The following is a 24,201-nucleotide window of genomic DNA, read 5'->3' on the forward strand; positions in this document are numbered from 1 at the left end:
AGGGTGTGTAGTATGAGTAATATGAATCAACTCTTGGATGTACTTATTATTGGTGGAGGACCAGCGGGGCTTAATGCAGCCCTAGTACTTGGCAGGGCCCGCAAGAACGTTGTGGTCATTGATGATGAGACACCGCGTAACTGGGTTACAAGGGAGACTCATGGGTTTGTGACAAGAGATGGGGCAAGTCCACGTGAATTCCGGAAAGCAGCCAAAGAACAGATTGCAGCGTATCCTTCAGTTCAATTTGCATCCGATACGGCAACGGCGATAACAGGTAGCGATGGTGATTTTGTAGTTAAGACTACTCAGGGGGTAAGCTATCACACGAAAAAGATTTTGTTTGCGGTAGGCAAGAAAGACCTTCCCTTGGATATTAACGGATTAACAGAGGTTTACGGTAAAAGTGCGTTTGTGTGTCCATATTGTGATGGATGGGAGTTAAGAGAGCAATCGCTGGTCATCATCGTTAGTGGAGTTAACGCATTACATATGGCAAAAGTCATATCCGGCTGGACAGAACGTTATACGATCTGTACGAATGGATCAGATTCCTTAACCGATGAGCACCGTGAAGAGCTGAAGCAGCATCATGTTACTGTATTCGATGCACCGATTCAATCCATTGACTCTGAAGAAGGGATGGTACAGCAAGTTGTACTACAGGACGGTACTGCGATTCCATGCACAGGGGTTTTCTTCCAACCGAAACTGTTTACCGGATCAGAACTGCCAAAGGCCATCGGTTGTGAAATTTCAGAGTTGGGAACGGTTATCGTTGATGCTTCCGGCAAAACATCTGTAGCGGGTGTATACAGTGCTGGTGATGCAGCATCCGAGATATATCAGGCAATCACGGCTGCGTCTCTGGGGGCATTGTCTGCGGTAAGCATTAATAATGAATTGAATTTCGAGAACTGGGATGAGCCAAGTCAACATTAGAATAAATTAAAAAGCTTCATAGAATCAAAGCGTCATTGGTTCATACAGTAGGGGATTGCATATGCAATCCTCTATTTGTTGTTATTCAACTTAAACGATGAATGGTTCAAGTGAAAGTTCCCAGCCGGAAGAAAATTTGATATTAAATTTATTATGGTTTATTGTATTATCAAATGATATATATTACTATCATTTATAAAATCATCAAAGGAGAGATCACTTATGAATGAAAGCAGAACAGCCATCATATGGCTAACGAATACCTTGCTTCACGGCGTACAGATAAGAGGTGATCATCATGAGTGATGCAGCTTACATTCCACAGCCCAAAATGTATGGACCACTTGGCAATCTGCCTTTGATAGATAAAGAGAAACCAACGCTGTCGCTAGGTGTCCTAGCTGAACAGCATGGACCAATATATCGACTTATGGTTCCCGGTTATTCCGGTTTAATTGTATCTGGACCAGATCTTGTCGCGGAGTTATGCGATGTGTCCCGGTTTGACAAGTTTGTATACAATGAACTCGATAATGTACGTGCCTTTGGCGGCGATGGTTTATTTACAAGCAGAACATCGGAGCCCAATTGGAAAAAGGCCCATAACATTCTGCTTCCCACCTTCAGCAAACAGGCCATGAAAGGTTATCATCCCATGATGGTTGATATTGCCGAACAATTGATCAACAAATGGGCACGCCTCAATTCCAACGATACGATTGATGTTGCGGACGATATGACACGGCTGACGTTGGATACCATTGGACTATGTGGATTCAATTATCGATTTAACAGTTTTTACAGACAGGACCACAGTCCTTTTATTGAAAGCATGGTTCGGGCATTAAATGAAGCAATGCAAAAGAGCTCACGTTTGAAAATTCAGAATCTGCTTATGGTCAAAACCAAACGACAGTTCCAAGAGGATATTCAGACGATGTTCTCTCTGGTAGATCAGATTATAGAAGAACGTAAAGCGAGTTCAGCACCCGAAGAGGTCGACTTGCTCGCACGTATGTTGAATGGTAAAGATCCGGAGACTGGAGAAATGCTGGATGATGAGAACATCCGTTATCAGATTATTACGTTTCTCATTGCCGGACATGAAACGACGAGTGGTTTATTATCTTTTGCTCTTTACTTTCTACTGAAAAATCCGGAATCGCTTCAAAAGGCGTATGACGAGGTGGATCAGATATTGGTCAGTGACTCACCACAGTACGAGGAAGTTCTTCAGCTTTCCTATATACGCATGATTCTTAGTGAATCGCTTCGTCTCTGGCCAACAGCCCCGGGATTTGATGTATATGCCAAAGAAGACACCGTCATAGGTGGCAAATATCCCTTGAAGAAAGGGGAAAGTTGCAGTATTCTTCTGCCCCAGCTACACCGTGATAGAGAGGCATGGGGAGAGGATGCGGAGCTTTTCCGTCCGGAGCGATTTGAAGATACGGCGAAAGTGCCTCATCATGCGTATAAACCTTTTGGTAATGGGGAGAGAGCGTGTATCGGCATGCAGTTTGCTTTATATGAAGCAACACTTGTGCTTGGCATGGTCCTTAAACATTTTGAGCTGATCGATTATAGCAACTATGAGTTGGATGTTAAACAGACACTGACATTGAAGCCGGGAGACTTCCGGATCCAGGTGAAAGCGCGCGAAGTGTCACAAAAGACGAATAAGTCTACCAGATCTGTGGAAGAGAAACCTGCTCCTGTTGTTCATAAAAATATAACAAGTGACAGCCAGAGGGGAGAAATCCTGGCCGTTGAAGCAGATGGTAAACCTTCGCTCCTGGTGTTATATGGTTCCAATCTGGGAACGGCTGAAGGCATTGCCCGAGAGCTTGCGGAGAAAGGCCGTTCTTATGGAATCCCAAGTGAAGCAGCCACTCTGAATGAGTGGGTTGGTCGCATTCCCCACAAAGGTGTCGTTCTCATCGTCACTGCTTCGTATAACGGTAAACCTCCGCAAAATGCTACGGCATTTGTAGACTGGTTAAAGGGAACAGAGTCAGAGGAAGCACGGGATGTAAACTATGCCGTTCTGGGTTGTGGAGATCGGAGTTGGTCCGGGACGTACCAGAGCATTCCTCGATGGATAGATGAGAAGCTTGAAGAATGGGGAGGTAAAAGACTGTTATCCCGCGGTGAAGCCGATGCCGGAGGTGACATGGAGAAACAAGTCGAGGCGTGGCAACATATGTTGTGGCCTCAGGTGTTGAAAGCTTTAGGGATCAACGAGGAAATGGTAAAGGTATCCATACCAAGCACAAGCAGACTTCACATGGAGTTTGTCCGCGAGAAAACGGATATGCCACTTGCACGAACTTATGATGCCAGCTATGCCACGGTTGTAGTCAATAAAGAGCTTCAGGCGCTGGGAAGTGGAAGAAGCACGCGTCACATCGAAGTGTTACTGCCTGAAGGCATGAGTTATAGAGAAGGCGACCATCTCGGCGTGTTGCCTGGCAATCAGAAGCAGAATGTGGATCGGGTACTCAGTCGGTTCGGACTACGTGGGGATATTCCGATCCAACTAACTTCGGACGTCAGCCATCTTACACACCTTCCACTGAACAGACCCGTCAAGATTCATGAGTTACTCACTCACTGTGTGGAATTGCAGACACCAGTTTCCAGAACACAGTTGCAGGAGTTAGCTAATCATACGGTATGTCCACCTCATAAGCGTGAACTGGAAGGCATGTTGGACGAAAACAGCTACAGGGATGATATTCTTGCCAATCGAATCACCATGTTGGACCTGCTAGAAAAGTATGAGGCGTGTGAACTGCCATTCGAAAGGTTCCTTGAACTATTGCCGCCGCTCAAGCCCAGATATTATTCAATATCCAGCTCGCCAAGCCTGAATTCCGAGCAAGCGAGCATAACTGTGTCGGTAGTAAGAGAACCTGCATGGAGTGGCAAAGGCGAATACCAGGGAGTTGCTTCATCGTACCTCGCCGGTTGTCCATCCGGAGAAGATATTCTGATGTTTGTGCGTACACCTGAATCCGAATTTCATCTGTCGGAAGAGGTTGATGTTCCGATGATCATGGTGGGACCAGGGACGGGGGTTGCACCGTTCAGAGGTTTCCTCCAGGCAAGAGCTGTCATGAAACAGAGAGGTTTGCCACTGAGTGAGGCGCATCTGTTCTTTGGGTGCAGGAATTATTCAGATTTCATATATCGTCAGGAGCTTGAGCAATACGAAAGGGAAGGGATCATTAAGCTACACACTGCTTTTTCTCGTGCGGATGGCAAGCCCAAAACGTATGTACAGCATCTAATGAAAGAGAATTCCGAACAGTTAATTCACATGCTAATGAACAAAGGAAAGCTCTACGTATGCGGGGATGGAAGCCAGATGGCTCCTGCGGTAGAAGAGACTTTGCAGCAAGCATATCAGGAGGTGCAGGGAGCAACGATGCAGCAAGCGAAAGACTGGCTCATTCAGCTTCAGGCCGAAGGACGCTACGTGCAAGACGTGTGGGCAGGTAAACGAACGGTTGAATCCTCTCAACTTATCTATTAAAACTTAAAATGAAAGAGTAGTTTCAACTTCAATCAGTTGATGGTCAAACAGGTTATACATGGACCGTGATCTACGGAGGTTATGTAACCTATTAATTAATAATGAAATAATACTAATCATCCAAAAACAGCCGTTCGATCTGGAGTTTCACATCCAAATCAGCGGCTGTTTTGATTAGGTGTTTTGTAAGAACGAGTAATGATTCTTATCTGGAATCCTGAATCGTTGCTGTACTGTTGTTGGCGCTCAGGGCGGAAATCGGATCGAAAGGCGGCCCTGTTATTGTACCTACGAGCAGTGCAATATCCACCGCATTGACCGGACTGCCCCATGAATTTCCAGAGAAGACCATAACGGCCTGGTCATTAACAAATCCTCTCGTATTATAAACAACATTGCTAATAACTTCCCCAGTTGTATTAGGGTTAAAGTAGGCTGGCTGACGTAGGGAATAAAAAATATTGTTTTGTACAAGCAAGCCGGTCATATTACCGATTTGGGTCACGAGACCTCGATTGACAACCCAACCTGAAGAAGGGCCAGCTTGAGGAGGACCGAATATCGTATTATTTATTACGGTATGATTGGTTCCGCCTAATTGAATAAATTCAACAGCATAAGGATTATCACTCGTGATCGTTAATCCGTCTACAGTTACTCCGCTTCCAATGATGGTGAAAGGGATAACAGCAGCTTGTAACAGGATGATTGTACTAGGATAGCCTTTTAGAGTTATTCCTGCTTTATTAATGGTAATGTTCGCAGTGATTGGGTATGTGCCACCAAGAATATGAACGGTTCCTGTTGGAGATACCGCGGTTACACCTTGTTGAATCGTTCCGAAAGGACTGGCCTGTGTTCCGTCCCCGCCAACTGCACCTTGCAAAACATATACATCAAAGGGATTGGGCTGCACTGTGCCCGTAGCGCCCGTAACACCAGTAGCTCCAGTAGCTCCAGTGGCTCCGGTAACTCCAGTAGCTCCGGTAGTTCCAGTAGTTCCAGTAGTTCCGGTATCTCCTGTTGCACCGGTAGGGCCTTCTGGACCGCCGGATGGACCCGTATCTCCCGTTGCACCTGTAACTCCTGTAGAACCAGAACTACCTGTAACTCCGGTAGGGCCTGTTGAACCAGTCACGCCTGTGGCTCCAGTGATGCCAGTCGCTCCAGTTACACCAATCGTTCCCGTATCTCCAGTGGCGCCTGTCGGACCTGTAACTCCTGTTAAACCCGTGATCCCGGTATCTCCGGTAACTCCGGTAGGGCCTGTAATGCCTGTAGGTCCAGTAGGACCTGTTGCGCCAGTATCACCGGTCGTCCCTATGACTCCAGTGAATCCTGTGGCACCTGTGGAGCCAGTGCTACCTGTCGTCCCCGTAGCTCCATTAAAATTCTCGCTGCCAAATAATTCGGAATAAACGAGTCGGTGAGCAGCAACCAAAGAGCCGGCACTGTTTTTCCCCCAAAAAGAAACCAAAATGTCCTCAGGGGCTGCTCCTGTAACTGTAATAACGTATTCGAAACTGTTAAGATCGGCAAAATAAGCTCGTGTAGCAACCGCACCGGGTAAGGTTGTGAATTGCTCACTTACGTATAAAGCTCTGCTTGTAATTAATGAATATCCCTGGACAAGTATAGTTGCGGCGTTCACGGCACTCTGATTTTCAATTTTAATGGAAACGATCTGAGTTGGCCTTACCCCATTTACGGGGCTATTATCAATAGGGCCAGTTAGCAGGACTGCCAAGTTTCTCACTCCTTTTCTCAAAAATCGAAATTAAGTGTGACTCACACTGATGTATGTTTATTCGAAGACAGGGAAAAGTTCCCTACTTTCTCAGAATCAAATGTATAAAAGGTAATAATTAAAAAAGAGGATAATATGATGACTCTGATATGAAAATGCTTTCAAATAAATTTGAAATAAAAATGATTGACAGTGCCGATCTGAGCGGGTTTAATTATATAGACCGATTGTTATAATTATTTGAAGGAAGTGGCTTTCGTTGAGTGAAAAGTCTAATGCTAGAGAGTCTATTGTCAGCACAGCAGCGAGACTGTTTTTTTCACAAGGATATCATGCGACCGGTCTGAATCAGATCATCAAAGAGAGTAGTACGCCGAAAGGGTCGTTGTATCATTATTTCCCGCAAGGCAAGGAAGAGCTCGCGCACGAGTGTATTCAAAAAGCCAATGAACATATCCTGCTGACATTTGAGAAAACATTTGCAGCCCATGACAATACGGGGGACGCCATTCAGAGATTTATTCATGATTTGGCTCATGAAACAGAAGCAGCCGGGTTTACCGGATTTCTGCCATTCAGCTTCTGGGCAGCTGTGGAGACATCGTGTATTAGTCAGCAGTTGCGTATTGCATGTCAGGGTGTATTTGCAGATTGGCAGGATGTCATTAAGAAACATCTGATTCTGGATGGCGTTGGTGAAGAGAAGGCGCGGGAGACGGCACTTCTGATCATTTCTTTGATGGAGGGAGCACTGATTATCAGCCTGACGAATCAGGATAAACAGCCTCTGCTGACGGCTGCTGATTATTTGTCGGTTGTGACGAAGAACGCCAAACAGGTTCAATAATTTATAGCAAGAGACAGAGAAAAAGAAAGTTCGATACGTTTGAGGAGGATGGGATCGTGGAGGTTTCCATGAAGGCTGATTCTGCACAGAATCAACAAGAAACACAGCAATACAAGGTATTTCCGATTTTGTTCGCGATGCTGCTGAGCGGCTTTATTGGTCTGTTTGGAGAAACGGCATTAAACGTGGCATTGACGCCACTTATGGCTCTACTGGAAGTAGGTCCTACAACGATTCAATGGTTAACTACAGGTTACTTGCTTGTGTTGGGAATCCTGGTACCGGTATCCGGTATGCTGCTGCAGTGGTTTACCACAAGACAGCTGTTTACAACATCTTTGATTTTCTCGATTGCAGGAACATTTGTTGCTGCACTTGCACCTAGTTTCGAAATTCTATTGGTGGCACGGGTACTACAGGCGATAGGTACAGCACTATTGTTGCCACTGATGTTTAACACCATATTGGTTATTTTCCCGATTGAAAAACGTGGAGCGGCCATGGGATTGATCGGTTTGGTTATCATGTTTGCGCCAGCAAGTGGTCCGAGTATCTCCGGTCTGATCCTGGCTAATCTGAGCTGGCATTGGATCTTCTGGATCTCCTTGCCGTTCTTCCTGATCTCACTGGTATGCGGCTTGTTGTTCTTGCCAAATATTTCAAAATTGACCAAGCCCAAAATTGACATACTGTCCATTATCCTTTCTACCCTTGGTTTTGGTGGTATCGTATACGGCTTCAGTAGTGCAGGAGGACATGGAGAAACTGGCGGTGGCTGGACAAGTCCGGTTGTTATCTCCACTATCGTAATCGGCGCACTGTCCTTGTTGTTATTCAGCATCCGTCAGCTGAGAATGAAACAGCCAATGATGGATCTGCGAGCGTTCAAATATCCGATGTTTACGATTGGCTTGATCCTGATATTCATCTGTATGATGATGATGCTGTCATCCATGCTGATCCTGCCAATGTATCTGCAACAAGGTATGGCCGTTACAGCGTTAACTGCCGGACTGGTTCTATTGCCGGGCAGTTTGCTGAATGGTTTACTGTCTCCGGTTATGGGTCGACTGTTTGACAAGTTCGGTCCGAAGTGGCTTGTGATTATTGGTCTGGCTATCGTAACGGTTGTACTCTTCATGTACACTGGAATTACACCTACAACAACACTGGCGAAAATCATTACGCTGCATGTGTTCATGATGGTCGGAATCTCGATGATTATGATGCCTGCACAGACGAATGGTCTGAACCAATTGCCACGTGAGTATTATCCTCACGGTACTGCCATCATGAATACGTTGCAACAGGTTTCCGGAGCGATTGGTACGGCTGTTGCGGTAAGTATACTGAGCGCAGGACAATCCCGCTTTTTGAGCGGAGTGGCGAACCCGGAAAGTCCAGAAAATCAACTGGCAGGTTTCACGTCAGGTGTACAGAATGCGTTTGTATTTGCATTAGTTCTGTCGATTATCGGTCTGATTACTTCACTCTTTGTGAAACGGGTCAAAGTAGGATCAACGCCAGGACAACAAGGTCCTATGCATTAATCCATTAACTAACATGAATAATTGATATAATATAAGAGCGATGGGTTCCTAGTATAGGAGCCCATCGTTTTTTTTGTTTTTACATATTGCCCTTTTTTGGTCTTGACGTGAAACGGGTTACAGCCATTAGAGTAATAATGTAGACGGAATACGGCGGTTTAAAGAATGAATTTCAGAGCAAATACTTCATGTTCCGGCAAAATTGTATATGTTCATACTAATATAAAAGGGTAATATAGAATGTATTAGTACAATTTTTAACCAATTCGAAAACGGTTTATATTTTATTTTTAATCAAGGAGACATCATTATGATCATCATTAATCCCATTGGCGATAACATTGAAAAGATGCTGTTGCACTACGAAAAAAACGGCCATCTCACTCTACAGGCTTCGCTTATCAGTAATCGCTCGGTTGTATATAGATTGCAAGACTATTGTCTCAAGGTATATGCTTCACGTGCAAGATTGGATGGGGAGATGGAAAGTGAGGCACTTAGGGCATTGCAGAGTAATCCTTATGCACCTAAATTGTATGCGTATTCACCAGGTGAGTACACCCTGACAGAGTGGATTGAAGCATTCAAACTGAAAGAGTACCGTGTGACATATGGACACATTCCTCCCAACTTGATATACGATATGTTTACGACGGAACTTCAGCAGATTCATGCTGGATATTGGGACTGGGATGTGATCCGATATGAGAATTTGCTCTGGACCAAGACAGGTGAAGTGAAGAGAACGAACTTTTGGTTGTGTGAGCCTGTGAACTCCAGACGTGAGAGCTTATATAACCAGATCATTCGAAGAATTGATAACATCTACAAGGGCGATCAAACCGAAATGGAGGCGATGGAAAAGTACTTTTATCGTCACCAGTTGACTTCATTAGAGATCGAACAAGCTTTCAGCGATTTCAGGTCCCAACGGCCAAGACTGGCGATAGCACAATAAATCTCATACTTAAAACCCCAAAGATATTAGAGAATCTTTGGGGTTTTAAGTATGAGATAACATAGCCTTACTTTAGCAGGGTGTACGTTACTTCTTCACCAGGGCCAATATCTCATCCGCAACGAAGTCCGGGCGATATTGATGGATGTAGTGATCGGTATCTTTAATGGTCACCTGTTTTGAATCATCCGACCAGGATTTAAATTCAACTTGAGTTTTGTCCCATTCGGGTTCACTGGCACCGAGGTAATCAGCGGTCAGTATGGTGAGGGGAAACGGTAATTTTTGCTTGTGATCTACGACCACTTTGGCATTGGCAGCTATTTCACGTAATTCATCCAACGTGTTAGCATTACCATAGTTGTACAACAGCGCAGTTGTATCCAATTTTTTTAGATCGTCGGGTACAAGTTTCAATTCATTACGATTGGCATTGGAAGTTTCGACAACCAAGTCAGATTGCATCGAGAGGCGGAATAGTCCGGTTTGGATACGTAATTTATTCGCAAAACCACCAATTGTGTCTGCCAAAGAGTCATCGTCATTCGAATAATATTCGGGACTCCCGCCATCAATCATGACGATGCCTTTCACGAGATCCGGGTATTTTTGTGCAAAACGGATGGTCTCCAGCGAGCCGAGCGAATGTCCAACTAATACATAAGGCGGCTTCTGTCCAGATACCTGCAATAACTCGTGTAATTCTTCAGCTACGGTATCGACATCACGTTTCTTATCGGTCCGATCGCTATATCCATAGCCAAATCGATCATATACAGCGAATTTAGTGTTGGGAGCAAGCTTTTCATATAATGGATAATAATCTACATAGGGATTAGCAGTACCCCAGCCGGAGGCGAGGACGACTGTTACATCGCCTTCTCCTCCAGTATATAGATGCATATTGTCTCCATGGACTTCGTAGAGCTTTCCAGGGGGGACGAGTATTTTGGCATCCTGCCTTAAACCCACTTGTTGGTAGATCACGCCAGTACCCAGAAGCAACAGAACTATTGCCAGGTCAAATATCAAAAACTTAACTAATCTTTTGCGCCATTTCTTCATGTTCTCTCACATACTCTCCATGTATTTTCTCTATCATATATGCCTAATCTTATACGAGAGAAAACAGAGTCTTAATTCTATCTTAATTAACCGAAAATTGTATATCAACGGCCAATGAATTAATATATAGCTACGATATGAATATATCTTAAACAAAAGTTGAATCACAGATTGATTATATAGAACAGAAGGTATGTATAATGACAAAATACGAAAATCAGCTTCCGACATCAGCCGGCATGAACTTCAAATCCCTAATCAGTATATTGAGAGATTCCATGCGTGGCAATGTAGAGCGGAGGCCATCTGGCACGATGCCTATGGAGATATGTGAACCTGCTGAAACCTTGAATGCATCCGATAATCCACAGGTTACATGGTTCGGTCATTCGGCCTTTTTGCTTGAGATTGAAGGTCACAGATTGCTCTTTGATCCGATGCTGGGCAATCGTCCATCCCCCGTATCCTGGGTAGGTACCAAACGTTATAGCACGAATCTACCGATTCAACCGGAGGATTTCCCGGCGCTTGATGCAATCATTATATCGCATGACCATTATGATCATCTGGATTATGACTCCATCCGCAGATTGAAGGATAAAACAAAGCGATTTATCGTGCCACTTGGCGTCCGTCGTCGAGTGATTCAACTGGGTGTGCCTTCAGAACAGATTACCGAGCTCAACTGGTGGGATGAGTTATCGTTCAAAGGTTTAACATTCGCTTGCACGCCAGCTCGCCATTTCTCGGGCAGAGGATTATTCGACCGTAATTCTACCTTATGGTGTTCGTGGGTCATCGCTGGACAACATACAAAGGTATTCTTTAGTGGTGACAGCGGATACGGTCCTCATTTCAAGGAAATTGGCAGTAAATATGGTCCATTTGACCTGACCTTGATGGAGTGTGGGCAATATGACGAGCGTTGGTCCAACATTCACATGATGCCGGAAGAAACGGTGCAAGCGCATTTGGATGTAGGGGGTAAGTTGCTCATTCCGATTCATTGGGCCGCATTCACGCTCGCCTATCATGCCTGGAATGAACCGGTTGAACGGATTACGAAGGCTGCACATGCTTTGAACGTTAAGATTGCAACTCCCAAAATCGGCGAGAAGGTTGTTCTTCATAAGGAGGATTACCCTACACGTCCATGGTGGAGACCGGAATTAGGATAAAAATAAAAGCGTTCAGCTCATCGAATGAGTGGACGCTTTTTCTATTGCATTTACATCAGGATCGATAGTGCACTGTAAATTAACAACATACCCATGACGATATTAACAGGACGCTCGTATCTTAATAAAAAGCTCTGGAATAACATACCACCAAACGCCCAGGTCATATTGGCACTAATACCGATGAAGGTGAGCAGCAAGGCAAATACGATTAAATGAACATGGGACTGCCCAAGAGGCAGAACAAAAACGGATATGGCAGTAAGCCCATACAGAATGACTTTGGGATTGATGAATTGTAGGGTGAACCCAAATAGAAATGAATAATGATTGACCTTGTTGTCTTGCGAATCTGCAGGTTTACTTCGCATGATTTTGAGTGCCAGATAGAGCATATACACACATCCTAAGACGTTCAAGACAGGTGTGATTCTAGGAATGTATTGATGAAGAATAAGGTTGAAATAACTGGACAGAAACATAATAAGCAGGCAGCCAGTTGCAACTCCACTAATAAAAGGAAGGGTCTTGAGGAACCCCTGATTTCTGGCATGTGTCATGGAAATGATATTGTTGGGTCCGGGTGTAAATGAAGCAATGATTGCATAGGTCACTAAAGGTATGATATTCATGGTTCCTCCACGTTTTCTTAGTTGTGTGATATAATGAACTGAAATGTACGTTATAACGTACGGTCTTTATTATTGTACAATATGTACGTTATAAAGCACAACACATAAATATAAAATGAGGAGGATGGATTTTGAAAAACATTAATAGTATTCTTGCTCAGAACCTGAAACAGCTTAGGGAACAACGAAAACTCAGTCTGGACAAGGTCGCCGAAATGTCTGGTATTAGCAAGACCATGCTTGGTCAGATTGAACGTGGTGAATCCAATCCATCCATTGCAACCGTGTGGAAGATTGCTAATGGCCTGAAAACCTCCTTTACTGCTTTGATTCACGAGCCGAAGTCAGATACTACCGTTGTAACGGGCGATGATATTCAAGTATTGATGGAAGACGAGGGCAGGGTTCGAATATATCCGCATTTTCCTTTTGAAGAAGGACGTCGCTTTGAAATGTACATGATGGATATGGACCCCAAGTCTGCGTTGAATGCTGAACCGCATATTGAAGGTACGGAAGAATTTATTATGGTTTTTGAAGGAGAAGTTACGATTCGGGTAGGGACGGAAGAATATATGGTGAACCAAGGGGAGTCGATCCGTTTCCGTGCAGACAAGCCCCATACCTATATTAACTCCGGTGCTAAGTCGAACAGATTGAACATGGTTATTCATTATTCAAAGTGACAATAAAGCAGCCTGATGTAATGAACTGAAACTCCTTTGTTAGTTGTGTCTCACAAAGGGTTCGGTTCAATACATTGGCTGCTTTATTGATGTGTGCACTATGATGGAGCCCAACCGCTCGCGATAGGGGACTCTGAGTTAAGGCTTTTCTTTGGCCTGACGCTGGATTTCCTTGGCTGTTAATGCTTTATCATATACTCTTACATTATCCAAGCTTCCGTTGTAGAACGGATCAGCCGTATAACGACTCTTGCCTACATAAGCTTCCGTTACCTGCAGATCTTTCGGGTTAAAAGTAATCTCAGAGCTGCTTGCAACCGATGTACCATTTACATACAGAGTTCCTACATCGCCCTGAAGGGTTACAGCCACATGAACCCACTCTTTAACAGGCAGTGGATTTGCTGCAATCAGGCTCTGATCCCGTCCCTCATTATGGATGGTGAATTGTAATGCCCCATTATGTTGGGAGGGAGTAAGGAACATATGCCTCGTCAAGCCATTTCCAAAGTCGAAAATACGCTGCCAAGACCCGCCACCGTCCCAATTGATCCAGGCGCTAAACGTGAAATCCGTTGTATCTGTAATGAGTCCAGGTAACTGAATGTAACTGTCGGTTCCGTTAAATGTGGCAGCCTGATTTTTGCCACCAGCAGTAGAACTGACCACATTAAAGGCTTGTCCGTGATATTTGTTTTTACTGGAATCCTGTGCGACTTTGGCAAGTTTCTTGTGTTCAAAAGTATACTCCCCGAGCAATGGGCTTACCGCTTGCTGTGGAATGATAACGTTAAACGTTTTGGAGCTTACCGCAGTTCCTTTACGAATCGTGGCGGTTAATTTGACTTTGGCATCACCCTTACCAGCGCGTGGTCGCTGCACTACACCTGTAGCGGATAGAGCCGAAGCATTGGAGCTTTTCCACGTAATGTCTGCATCACTTGTTCCCTTGGTAGGCAGAGACAGATTGAAGAACACGTGATCCGTATTGCTAATGCTCAGGTCCTTTTTCACCGCATCTACAATGTCCTGATCACTCCGTTCAACACCTTGACTTCCCCAGATGGCAATTCCGGAGGAGGAGAGGGCGCTAAAGGTCAGAACCGTACTTTGAGATTCCGAGTTCCATTCATGTGTGAAAACGCCTTTGTACACAACGTTATTCGAAGTGATCTGAACCTTGTTGTCTGCGTCAAGACTCCAAGTTCCTGTCACGGCACCATGAATCTGCCCATCTGCCGTGAACTGAGCGGTCTGGGATGACTTAATGTCCGCCGTGATGTCCTTACCATGATTCACCCATTGGTACTGACCAGCGATATCCTGAGTTGTCAGTTGCGTTGTATCCTCTCCCAAAGCCGCATAGCGATATGGAGAAACAACGGGCCAACCATCTGGATTCATATGCATCTCATGTACGCGAACTTCATGTTCTTCGCCACGCCCTGGAAAGCGGGTATGGAAGATAAGAAACTGTTTGCCAGTCTCCGGATCAACATAAGCAGAGTTATGTCCTGGCGATACATAGCCGCTACCTAGGCCTGTGCCCGGATCACCGATCTGTCTCTCGAACAGGAAGTTCCCCATTAATTTGACTCCAAAAGGCTCAATAGAACGATCATCAAACAATGGTTTATCCTTGTCAGCTTTAACGTTGATCATATCGTTTCCTTCCGCATCGAGGAAAGGCCCATCCGGTGTTTGGGAGCGAGCAACACGAATGTTGTATCCTCCATCAGCACCTAGTCCACCGTAAGACAGGTACAGATAATAATAATCGGTTTCGGGACTGTAGAGCATGTAAGGTGCTTCAATACGACTATGATTGCCTCCGGTCAGCTTTTTGCCATAACCTTGATTCGGGAGTGGTTTGCCTGTCGTTGCATCCATCTCCAGAATGAAAATCCCCCCGGAGTATGAGCCATACACCATCCATAACTTGCCGTTTTTATCATAAAAGACATCCGGATCAACCACATTGGGATGAATCGTAGCATCGTAAATGGTCCCATCCTCACTGATCTGATCCCACATGCCGGATTTCAACAGAATGCCTTGATCCTTATAAGGCCCTTCGATGTTGTCTGCGACAGCAATGCCGAGCGCTGATCGCGGGGAGTCCCCTTTACAAGCATTGTAGTACATATAAAATTTGCCGTCCGCGAGTTGAATGACATCTGCCGCCCATAACGTATCCGTCTGCGCCCATTCCAACGCTTCAGCGAATTCCTTGGTTACATTGGGGACAACAGGATTGTTATCTGTAACGCCGGATGCGACCAAATCCCAGTTCAAAAAGTCTTTGGACTTGGCTACTTGCAGATGAGATCCAAAAATATAAAACGTATCATCCACCTTAATGACAGAAGGGTCATGAACGGAAACATTTTTGAATGAAGGAGCAGGAGTTGCGATAGTTGTGGTGGAGGATTGCGAGTTACCCAAGGTTGCCCCCAAACCATTTGCAAACACCGAGACCGGCGCCAAAGTTGTTGCAGTAATTAATGCGGTGCTTAGTACAGAAATGTTAAGTACGCGTACCCAATAACGTTTCATACGTTTCCCCTTTCCTATTTCCGGAATGAAAAATTAACCAATACTTGGCAACATACGATATAAGGTTTGGCAGCCCTCCTTTGGAGCAACTCCTAAATCAAGCGCTTTCATTTGTTATATTATCAATTGGTTTATATGTTTGTAAACCATAAATATAAAGTTTATAAGACTAAAAATGAATAATTAAAGAGAGACGGGAAGAGCCGATACGGCTCATTACACTCAAATAAATCAGTTGTCTTTCTCAAATTAGGATTGAAATTGGGATCGATGATGCGATATTATTACGTTTAAGTAATGTGTTTAACTATATATCAATCATTTTATATTAATGCGAATCAAAAGGGTAAACCGACAATCCCCAACTACATAGGAGGTAAGAACATGAGCACATATCAAAATCAATTAATCGCACAATACACGTTCGAGGATACCGTTCAGATCGGAAAGGACAGTTCCGGTAAGGGACATGATGCTATAGCCAAAGGTGAAATCCTACCTGTGGTATCCGAGGTGAGAGGTAGATCAGCGGTAACTTTCAACGGGGGAGCGAATGGAACTTCTTATCTGCAATTACCTTCAGATCTGCTTCGGGATGTAAGCGATAACACAGGAATTACGATTGCCACTTGGGTGTTTCTGGGTAAGGGGTCTAATGTGTGGGAACGCATTTTTGACTTTGGTAAAGGGGAGAAGGGACCGTATTTATTTCTGACACGTCAGCTTCTGGGTACGTTATACGCTGGTGATAGTCTGGTTGTCCACCCAAGCCGGGGAGTTGCAAGTGGAGAATGGATACATATTGCACTCTCCGTAACAGGTAGCCATGGGGGGACGTTGAGCAGTGCAGGGCCAATTGTATATGTAAACGGGGAGAAGGCGGCAGATGGATCGATCAGTCAGACGTCCAGTGGCAATTATGCCAAATTACGCGAATGGTTTGACTCTTTCACCGATTCTGAGAATTATAGCCAGAATTATATTGCACGTTCCCAGTATGCAGCGGATGTGGACTTTGCAGGTTCGTTATCCGACTTTCGGATCTACCAAGCAGCGCTTACCATGGATGAAGTCATTGAAGTCATGTGTGAATCACTGACAGATGAAGCGATTGTGAAGCTTGCGGCGGACAAGTACTTGTCCTTCCCCAACCGAATCATCACCAAGGATGTGTCACTGCCGGCACACTTGTTGGGTGGTAAAGTGTCTGTTGAATGGAGTTCCAGTAAGCCGGAAGTCCTGACCGAGAACGGAGAGGTCCAGGCAATCACATCGGCACAAGAGGTTACGCTCCGTGCGCTTCTGAACAGAGGTGATAGTGAGCAGAGTCAACGCTTTGACGTGTCTGTTGTGCCCGCGCATCTCCCGCCTTATACGGTCACCATCCATGGAGATCAGAAGGTAGCTGATATCAGTGAAGTCATGTATGGGCTGTTCTACGAGGATATTAACAACGCGGCAGATGGCGGAATCTATGCAGAGCTTGTTCAGAATCGATCATTTGAATCTTTTGCATTTGATACGTACTCGCATGACTCTGGAGAATGTGGTTGTTCGACAGGTCGAAATCGTGAACCTTTGTTTGCCTGGTCAGGCGATACGGAGAAAATGCTCGTACAACATACGGATGGACTAAACTTTCATTTTAACGTGGAAGACCCTGAAGTAAATGCTTATTATGTAACGGTTCAGGATGGGGCAACGATTCGAAATCGTGGATTCTCAGACTCCAACCAGCATTGTGCCATGTCCATCAAGCAGGGTGAATCCTATGACTTTACCGTATGGGCAAAAGCAGAATCGGCAGGAACAATCACCGTTCAATTGCAGGATGGAAGGGACATATCCATCAGTGATTCGGTAACACTGCATGTTGAAGGCGGGAACACATGGAAGAAATACGGTTTGTCTCTGACCGGAACGGAGACTGTACTTGGTCAACTGGTACTTACGTTTGCAGGTGACATCTCCATCGATATGGTGTCCTTGGTCCCTCAGAATGTATGGGGAGCTGATCCGGAAGAAGAAGGCATATCGGCTACAGCACATGCCAACTACACAGGTAATCCGAACTATCGATTGAGAAAAGATCTAATCCAGGCACTCGCAGATCTGCATCCGAAGTTCTTGCGGTTTCCGGGAGGATGTATCTCGGAGGGATCTTTTATCTGGGATAACGTATACGACTGGAAGGATTCTGTGGGTCCGGTTGAGCTCCGCAAAGAGAATTATAATGTCTGGGGTTACATGATGACGATGGGCCTTGGTTATATGGAGTACTTCCAACTGGCGGAAGATCTCAATGCCGCTCCGGTTCCAGTCATGGCTTGCGGTGTGTTGTGTCAGGCACGCTCGGATTATGCCCACCCTGCGGGTGGCGCTTTAAGGGATTATTATATCCGCAACTTTACAGATCTGATTGACTTTGCGCTCAGTACAGACTTGGAACACAACGAATGGGCAGCGGTACGAAGCCAGATGGGACATCCTGAACCGTTTGATCTTCGTTATCTGGGCGTAGGCAATGAGAACTGGGGCACTGAATTTTTTGCCAACTTCGAAGTATTCAAACGTTCGATAGATGAGTACATGAAACAGAACTATCCTGATCATGAGCTGCACATTATCTCGACGGTTGGTGCTCAGGCAGATGATGATGCGTATCAGGAAGGATGGAAGTTCCTCAGCGGAAATCTGACCGGATCAGCTCGAGTGGCTTTTGCCGATGGTACTGAGGTGATTGAGGAGACCGTAACCTGGTATGAGAACCAGGACAATTACATGGACACCATCGCAGATGAGCACTACTACCGATCTAATGAATATTTGCTGAATAACGTAGATCGTTACAACTACTATGACCGGGCCTATCTTGAAGACGGAAGTATCGATTGGAAAGAAACATCCAAAGTATTTGTGGGAGAATATGCTTCCACGGACAAAAACACGCTGGCAGGAGCGGTCGCAGAAGCTGCGATCATGACCGGATTTGAAAATAATGCAGACGTTGTTCGTTTGGCTGCCTATGCGCCATTGTTCAACAAAGTACTAACGGACGGTACCTACCGCTGGACGCCGGACTGCATCTGGTTTGATGATGAAACGGTATGGTATACACCGAATTATTATGTACAGCAGCTTTTTGCAAAATATGTAGGAGATCAGGTGCTCGAGACTTCATTCTCCACCTATAGCAAAGGCAAACCGCTGAATCTCATTCCGCGTGGCGGCATCGAGATTGCAACAGGTCATGCAGACATCGTGGTGAAACGAGTCACGGTCACGTCCAATGTGGATGGCGCCATATTGCTAGATGAAGATTTCAGGGTACGTACAGAGCCTAGTGAGGCATGGAACCAGATTCCCGGATCGGAAGGATACACGTTGGCCGAAGGAAAAGGACTCATTTTGAAGGCACAATCAAGTGGATTGAATGGATTGTACCTGTTGAATGACGAACGGACTAACTACAAGGTGCAGGTTGAGGCTGAAAGAATTTCAGGTGAGGATGGTTTTTACATCGGCGTGGGACTGACAGATATCTCGTCCGAGAACAAGGATGTCATTGAGTACGCAATCAGTTACGGGGGAAGTGCCACAGCGGTGAAGGTGTACAAACAAGGGATTGAGGGTTATACCTTAGGAGACTATTCATCCAGTTCGGCAGCGGGTAACCTGAGAGCGGCCAACTATGAACCACTCGAGAATGGGACCGATTATACGATCACGGTTAACTATGGTGGGGATACAGGAAAGAATCTAGTCTGCTCCTATACAGATGGGCGTAATACCAGCAAGGTTCTGGATTACAAGCTGGAAGCTTACAACCGGGAAGTATTCCACTCTGTTACAAAGGACGCACGGCATGTGTATGTGAAACTGGTGAATGCAGATGGCGTGGATAAATCAACCCGGATTTGCCTCCAGGATCTAAAGGTGGATGCTTCAGCCAGACTGATCACACTTACTGGAGAAGATCATTTGGTGCATGTGCCGAATGTGAATCAGAAGAATGATGAGAAAGTGGTTCCCCAAGAACAGGAGATCAAGTTGAATGGTGAGTCAGTGATCGTTGGTTTGTCAGCTCATTCGGTAAATGTTCTTATTATGGATCTTCTGTAAGCAAAATATATAAATAAAGGCCCCCTTAAGAAGACATCTGTCGTTTGCGATAAGGGGGCGTTTTGCTATTGAACTTCTTTTGAACTAAAAAGCAATTACTCTTCCACAAAAGGGTTAATATGTCCTTAGTACGGTATGTTAACCAATAAGGACATGGTCCTCTGCATAACCGATTTTGGATGTACGTTTCTTCTGAGCCAGTGCAAAAGCCAGAGTTAATGGTCCCAATCGTCCTGCAAACATCGTAATAGAGACTATAATTTTACCGGCAATACTCAACTCACTTGTCAGACCCATCGAGAGTCCTGTGGTGCTAAATGCTGAAGTGGCTTCAAACAGAACATCCAGAAAATGATTTTCAAGAATGCCTTCGGATATGGATAGCAGAATGGAGATCCCAAGCACAAAGGCGAGAGAACTTAAGACAACAGCGAGTGCACGCATTACTGTTTCTTCTGCAATTTTACGCTCAAAAGCATGAATCTGTCCGCCGCCCCGAAATGTTTGTATGGTGGCAAGAACAAGGACCACAAAAGTATTGATTTTAATTCCTCCCCCTGTTCCGCCGGAAGAAGCCCCAATGAACATTAGGATAATAATGAAAAATTGGGATGTGGCCAACATACTTCCAATGTCAATGGTATTGAATCCAGAGCTTCGAGGGGCAGTGCCCTGAAATAGAGAAGCCCATATACGTTCACTGTAAGATAAATCAGCGAACGTAGAAGGATTCCAACTCTCGAGTAAAAAAATGGTGAGGAATCCAAACAAGTACAGAGAAAAACTACCGATTAACACAATTTTTGAATGAAGGGAGAGCTTTCTCCATGAACGTTTGCGGAATACATCCACAACCACAATATAACCCAGGCCGCCAATGATAAAGAGCGTAATGACCGTAAGATTAACAATCGGGTCACCAACAAATGGAGTAAGGCTATCACTCCAAAGAGAGAAACCCGCATTATTGAAGGCAGAGATGGAATGGAATATGGCGTAATAGAAAGCTTGTCCCCATCCCAAATCGCTCTGCCAGCGCAATGTAAGAACCACTGTAGCCAGAGCTTCAAAAGCAAAGGCTATAAGTACAATATACATGGATAGCTTAACCAGACCTTGAGCAGAGGAGGTATTGGTGGCTTGTTGAATAAGAAGTCTCTGTTTCAAGCCAATCCGTTTCCCCAGAATAATGGCAACCATTACACCTAGTGTCATGAACCCCAGTCCACCAACCTGAATCAAAATCATGATGATGACCTGTCCGAATGTTGAAAAGACACTCCCTGTATCCAAGACAATCAGCCCATTTACACATATAGCAGAGGTTGCTGTGAACAAGGCATCAAGTAAACCGATGGAAGTCCCGGTACTTGAAGATATGGGCAGTGCAAGCAATATGGCTCCGATCCAGATGAGAGTGAAGAAGATCATCATGATGAGTTGGGGAGGACTCATATTATTTTTCAACTTGTTCACAATCGATTCAATATTCGTCAAAGCCGAAGTTCCCGTCACACGTTTATCTCTTTGGTTCATAATCACTCTCCAGATTTCGAATGTCATCGTTACTACCTATTAACAAGAGCATATCTCCCGCACGGACTATGTCTTCCGCCATGGGTGAGATATTCAGGTTATTCCCCGTTTTGATGGCGATAACGGTACATCCATATTCAGCTCGAATATTGAGTTCCAGCAATGTTTTTTGATTCATACTTAAGGGAGCTTTGATCTCGACCAGATTATAATCTGAAGACAATTCAATGGAATCTATGATGTTGTCTGAACTAAGCTGATTACCGAGTCTCGTGGCCATGTCACGTTCAGGGTAAACAATCTGATCCGCACCGATCTTGCTAAGCACACTACCGTGGTTATCATTTTTGGCCTTGGCTGTTACTTTGGGCACATTAAGTTCTTTCAATAACAGAGTGGTCAGTATACTTGCTTGCAGATCTTCGCCGATCGCAACAATGGCGTGTGAAAAATTGCTTGCCCCAAGCTCCATAAGGACTGATTTGTCAGTACAATCTGCTTGTACGGCATGGGTTGCTACCGTTGAAATCTCCTGAACAAGAGTTTCGCTTTTGTCTACTGCGAGCACTTCATGCCCATTTTTAATGAGTGTGTGTGTCAAGCTTGAACCGAATCGTCCAAGACCAAGTACCATAAACTGTTTTTTCATAATATCCCTCATTGTAATCAAAATAAATAACGGTTTCCTCTATATCCTAATAGGTAAATATTACATTACGTACACAGGATTGTAAGGTTTCATATTGTAGTTACCAAACCCTGTCCAACATGTCTATGTCTAAGGATATCTCAAAAGAGTACATTCTAATGCCTCAAGAATAGAATTGCAACTGATTCGTTTCTTTTATGGGATATGCTGTTGAACTGTGGAAAGCAGTCAACAAAAGATACCCAAAGTAAATAGCCCACACTATTGCGGTGATCTGGCTGCTCCTATAATAAACGTTGAAGGAGGAGTCAGCTATGCGTTCCAACTACAAACAATTTATCCGAAACGTTCCGCTTCATCTTATGATTCTGCCTGGACTGCTCATTATTATTGTATTCGGTTACATTCCGATGGCAGGTCTCTCTATTGCCTTTCAGAATTTCTCTCCCATTGCCGGATTCAAAAATCTAAATTGGGTGGGTTTGGACAATTTCAGGTATCTGTTCGATCTGCCGGGGTTCTCGCAGGTTGTATGGAATACGGTATTTATATCAACGATGAAAATTGTGTCCGGCTTGGTAATTCCGGTACTTGTAGCCTTATTGCTCAACGAGGTTCGCAAGACAGGATTTAAACGAACGATTCAGACGGTGATCTATATGCCTCACTTTTTCTCATGGGTTATTCTGGCGGGAATCATCGTGGATGTGTTATCTCCAAGCACCGGGATCGTTAATATGTTGCTGAAAGCCGTGGGCATTGACCCAATTCAATTCCTGGCCAGTAACGAGTGGTTCCCTTACATACTTGTCATCACAGACCAATGGAAAGAATTCGGATTTGGGACCATTATCTATCTGGCCGCCCTCACTAATATTGATAAATCTCTGTATGAGGCCTCTGTTATGGATGGTGCGGGAAGATGGAAGCAGACATGGCATATCACGCTGCCAGGCATTCGCCCGATCGTCATTTTGATGGTAACGCTTAGTCTGGGTAACGTACTTAACGGTGGCTTTGACCAAGTGTTCAACCTCTATAATCCATTGGTATATGAATCAGGAGATATTCTGGATACGATGATCTACCGGATCGGATTGCAGGATGCTCAGTATTCTGTATCGACAGCGTTGGGTCTGATCAAATCTGTCGTGTCTTTCATTTTTATCGGACTTGGTTATTTCTTGGCCTATCGGTTCGCGAATTATCGGATATTCTAGAAAGGAGGCAGAATCATGCACCATGCTTCAAGAGCCTATCGGTGGTTTCTAGGGTTTAACTACGTCATCCTGACGATTCTTGCCTTGTTATGCCTGTTCCCGATTGTGAATATATTAGCGATTTCATTTAGTTCAAGTGATGCGGTAAAAGCGGGTAGCGTCACATTCTGGCCTGTCGATTTCACGTTGTCCTCCTATCAATACATTCTGGAAAATCAGCAATTCCTGAACTCATTCGGCACAAGCCTTCTTCGTGTCGTTCTGGGGGTTACAACCAATCTGATCTTCACGGTTCTCGTAGCTTATCCGCTCTCCAAAGAGGCTGCCAAATTCCGTTCAAGAACGTTCTATGCCTGGATCTTCGTATTCACCATGTTATTCAGTGGAGGATTGATCCCGGGTTACCTGGTGGTTAAGGAAGCGGGGCTGTTGGATTCCATCTGGGCTTTGATTCTACCGGGCGCCGTTCCGATCTTCAATGTACTTCTAATGCTTAATTTTTTCCGGGGATTGCCGAAGGAGCTTGAAGAAGCTTCCTGGATGGATGGGGCAGGACATTTCCGCACCCTATGCAGCATCTATCTTCCTATTTCTCTTCCCAGTATCGCGACCATTACGCTGTTTGCCATGGTGGGACACTGGAATGCCTGGTTCGATGGCATGATCTACATGAAGAGCCCGGAAGGCTATCCGCTGGCTACATATCTTCAGTCCATGTTACAGCAGGTGACGATGATTCAGAGCGAGATGATGACGCTAGAGGATGCAACGCTCTTAAGTCAGGTATCGGATAGAACAACCCAAGCTTCCCAGATCTTTTTGTCCGTTATTCCGATTCTGCTCGTGTATCCGTTCCTGCAGCGGTATTTCGTTCATGGGCTTGTCGTCGGAAGTGTAAAGGGATAAGATCGATAGGAGGAAAACCGATCGATGGAAGGAGCCGATTACTGGCTCCTTTTTTGCTATTGAGGAGAG

The 24,201-nt window shown here is 44.9% G+C and carries 16 protein-coding genes; 10 read left to right on the plus strand and 6 right to left on the minus strand.

What is annotated here, in order from left to right; all coding sequences use genetic code 11:
* The first annotated feature begins 21 nt into the window (after positions 1 to 21).
* Together MHB43_RS14530 and MHB43_RS14535 are read left to right on the plus strand one after the other, a co-directional pair.
* Positions 22 to 942: an NAD(P)/FAD-dependent oxidoreductase gene (locus MHB43_RS14530; protein WP_405132429.1), complete on the plus strand. Its 921-nt coding sequence runs from the start codon at positions 22 to 24 to the stop codon at positions 940 to 942.
* Positions 943 to 1,240: 298 nt separating this feature from the next.
* On the plus strand, positions 1,241 to 4,480 hold the full coding sequence (locus MHB43_RS14535) for a bifunctional cytochrome P450/NADPH--P450 reductase (protein WP_405132202.1): 3,240 nt from the start codon (positions 1,241 to 1,243) through the stop codon (positions 4,478 to 4,480).
* A gap of 205 nt (positions 4,481 to 4,685) precedes the next feature.
* On the opposite strand, the gene MHB43_RS14540 is transcribed toward MHB43_RS14535, so the two are convergent.
* On the minus strand, positions 4,686 to 6,227 hold the full coding sequence (locus MHB43_RS14540) for a collagen-like triple helix repeat-containing protein (RefSeq protein WP_405132203.1): 1,542 nt from the start codon (positions 6,225 to 6,227) through the stop codon (positions 4,686 to 4,688).
* A 259-nt stretch (positions 6,228 to 6,486) separates the two neighbouring features.
* Between MHB43_RS14540 and MHB43_RS14545 the strand changes: the two genes are divergently transcribed.
* The 3 genes from MHB43_RS14545 to MHB43_RS14555 all read left to right on the plus strand — a co-directional run bounded on the left by MHB43_RS14545 (position 6,487) and on the right by MHB43_RS14555 (position 9,582).
* Complete coding sequence (locus tag MHB43_RS14545; protein ID WP_221819514.1) at positions 6,487 to 7,074, plus strand: TetR/AcrR family transcriptional regulator; 588 nt, start codon at positions 6,487 to 6,489, stop codon at positions 7,072 to 7,074.
* A gap of 68 nt (positions 7,075 to 7,142) precedes the next feature.
* Entirely contained in the window at positions 7,143 to 8,624 is a 1,482-nt protein-coding gene (locus MHB43_RS14550) for a DHA2 family efflux MFS transporter permease subunit (protein ID WP_221819641.1), read from the plus strand.
* A gap of 310 nt (positions 8,625 to 8,934) precedes the next feature.
* A complete protein-coding gene (locus tag MHB43_RS14555; RefSeq protein ID WP_339184758.1) occupies positions 8,935 to 9,582 on the plus strand; it encodes a hypothetical protein in 648 nt (215 codons plus the stop codon).
* Positions 9,583 to 9,669: 87 nt separating this feature from the next.
* Here MHB43_RS14555 and MHB43_RS14560 read toward each other — a convergent pair whose 3' ends face one another.
* On the minus strand, positions 9,670 to 10,647 hold the full coding sequence (locus MHB43_RS14560; protein ID WP_221819512.1) for an alpha/beta fold hydrolase: 978 nt from the start codon (positions 10,645 to 10,647) through the stop codon (positions 9,670 to 9,672).
* A gap of 200 nt (positions 10,648 to 10,847) precedes the next feature.
* Between MHB43_RS14560 and MHB43_RS14565 the strand changes: the two genes are divergently transcribed.
* Positions 10,848 to 11,825: an MBL fold metallo-hydrolase gene (locus MHB43_RS14565; RefSeq protein ID WP_339184761.1), complete on the plus strand. Its 978-nt coding sequence runs from the start codon at positions 10,848 to 10,850 to the stop codon at positions 11,823 to 11,825.
* Between the two features lie 50 nt (positions 11,826 to 11,875).
* On the opposite strand, the gene MHB43_RS14570 is transcribed toward MHB43_RS14565, so the two are convergent.
* The gene (locus MHB43_RS14570) at positions 11,876 to 12,457 is read right to left on the minus strand and encodes a LysE family transporter (RefSeq protein WP_339184763.1); all 582 of its coding nucleotides are present in this window, start codon (positions 12,455 to 12,457) and stop codon (positions 11,876 to 11,878) included.
* Between the two features lie 131 nt (positions 12,458 to 12,588).
* Between MHB43_RS14570 and MHB43_RS14575 the strand changes: the two genes are divergently transcribed.
* A complete protein-coding gene (locus MHB43_RS14575; RefSeq protein ID WP_339184765.1) occupies positions 12,589 to 13,143 on the plus strand; it encodes an XRE family transcriptional regulator in 555 nt (184 codons plus the stop codon).
* Positions 13,144 to 13,281: 138 nt separating this feature from the next.
* Here the strand turns inward: MHB43_RS14575 and MHB43_RS14580 are convergent, their stop codons facing one another.
* Entirely contained in the window at positions 13,282 to 15,699 is a 2,418-nt protein-coding gene (locus MHB43_RS14580; RefSeq protein WP_405132204.1) for a family 43 glycosylhydrolase, read from the minus strand.
* A gap of 384 nt (positions 15,700 to 16,083) precedes the next feature.
* On the opposite strand from MHB43_RS14580, the gene MHB43_RS14585 reads away from it, so the two are divergent.
* Positions 16,084 to 19,821: an alpha-L-arabinofuranosidase C-terminal domain-containing protein gene (locus tag MHB43_RS14585; protein ID WP_405132205.1), complete on the plus strand. Its 3,738-nt coding sequence runs from the start codon at positions 16,084 to 16,086 to the stop codon at positions 19,819 to 19,821.
* A 138-nt stretch (positions 19,822 to 19,959) separates the two neighbouring features.
* On the opposite strand, the gene MHB43_RS14590 is transcribed toward MHB43_RS14585, so the two are convergent.
* Together MHB43_RS14590 and MHB43_RS14595 are read right to left on the minus strand one after the other, a co-directional pair.
* Complete coding sequence (locus MHB43_RS14590; protein ID WP_405132206.1) at positions 19,960 to 21,357, minus strand: TrkH family potassium uptake protein; 1,398 nt, start codon at positions 21,355 to 21,357, stop codon at positions 19,960 to 19,962.
* Positions 21,341 to 22,006 carry a TrkA family potassium uptake protein gene (locus MHB43_RS14595; RefSeq protein ID WP_339308229.1) on the minus strand — a complete coding sequence of 222 codons (666 nt, stop codon included), beginning with the start codon at positions 22,004 to 22,006 and terminating at the stop codon, positions 21,341 to 21,343. The genes MHB43_RS14590 and MHB43_RS14595 overlap by 17 nt, the downstream gene beginning before the upstream one ends.
* Before the next feature lie 314 nt (positions 22,007 to 22,320).
* Here MHB43_RS14595 and MHB43_RS14600 point away from each other — a divergent pair, with 314 nt between their 5' ends.
* The gene (locus MHB43_RS14600) at positions 22,321 to 23,226 is read left to right on the plus strand and encodes a sugar ABC transporter permease (RefSeq protein WP_221819504.1); all 906 of its coding nucleotides are present in this window, start codon (positions 22,321 to 22,323) and stop codon (positions 23,224 to 23,226) included.
* Positions 23,227 to 23,241: 15 nt separating this feature from the next.
* Positions 23,242 to 24,132, plus strand: a complete 891-nt coding sequence (locus MHB43_RS14605) for a carbohydrate ABC transporter permease (protein ID WP_339184774.1) — start codon at positions 23,242 to 23,244, stop codon at positions 24,130 to 24,132.
* Positions 24,133 to 24,201: the final 69 nt, after the last annotated feature.

This window comes from Paenibacillus sp. FSL H8-0317, from assembly GCF_045040685.1.
GTDB lineage: Bacteria > Bacillota > Bacilli > Paenibacillales > Paenibacillaceae > Paenibacillus.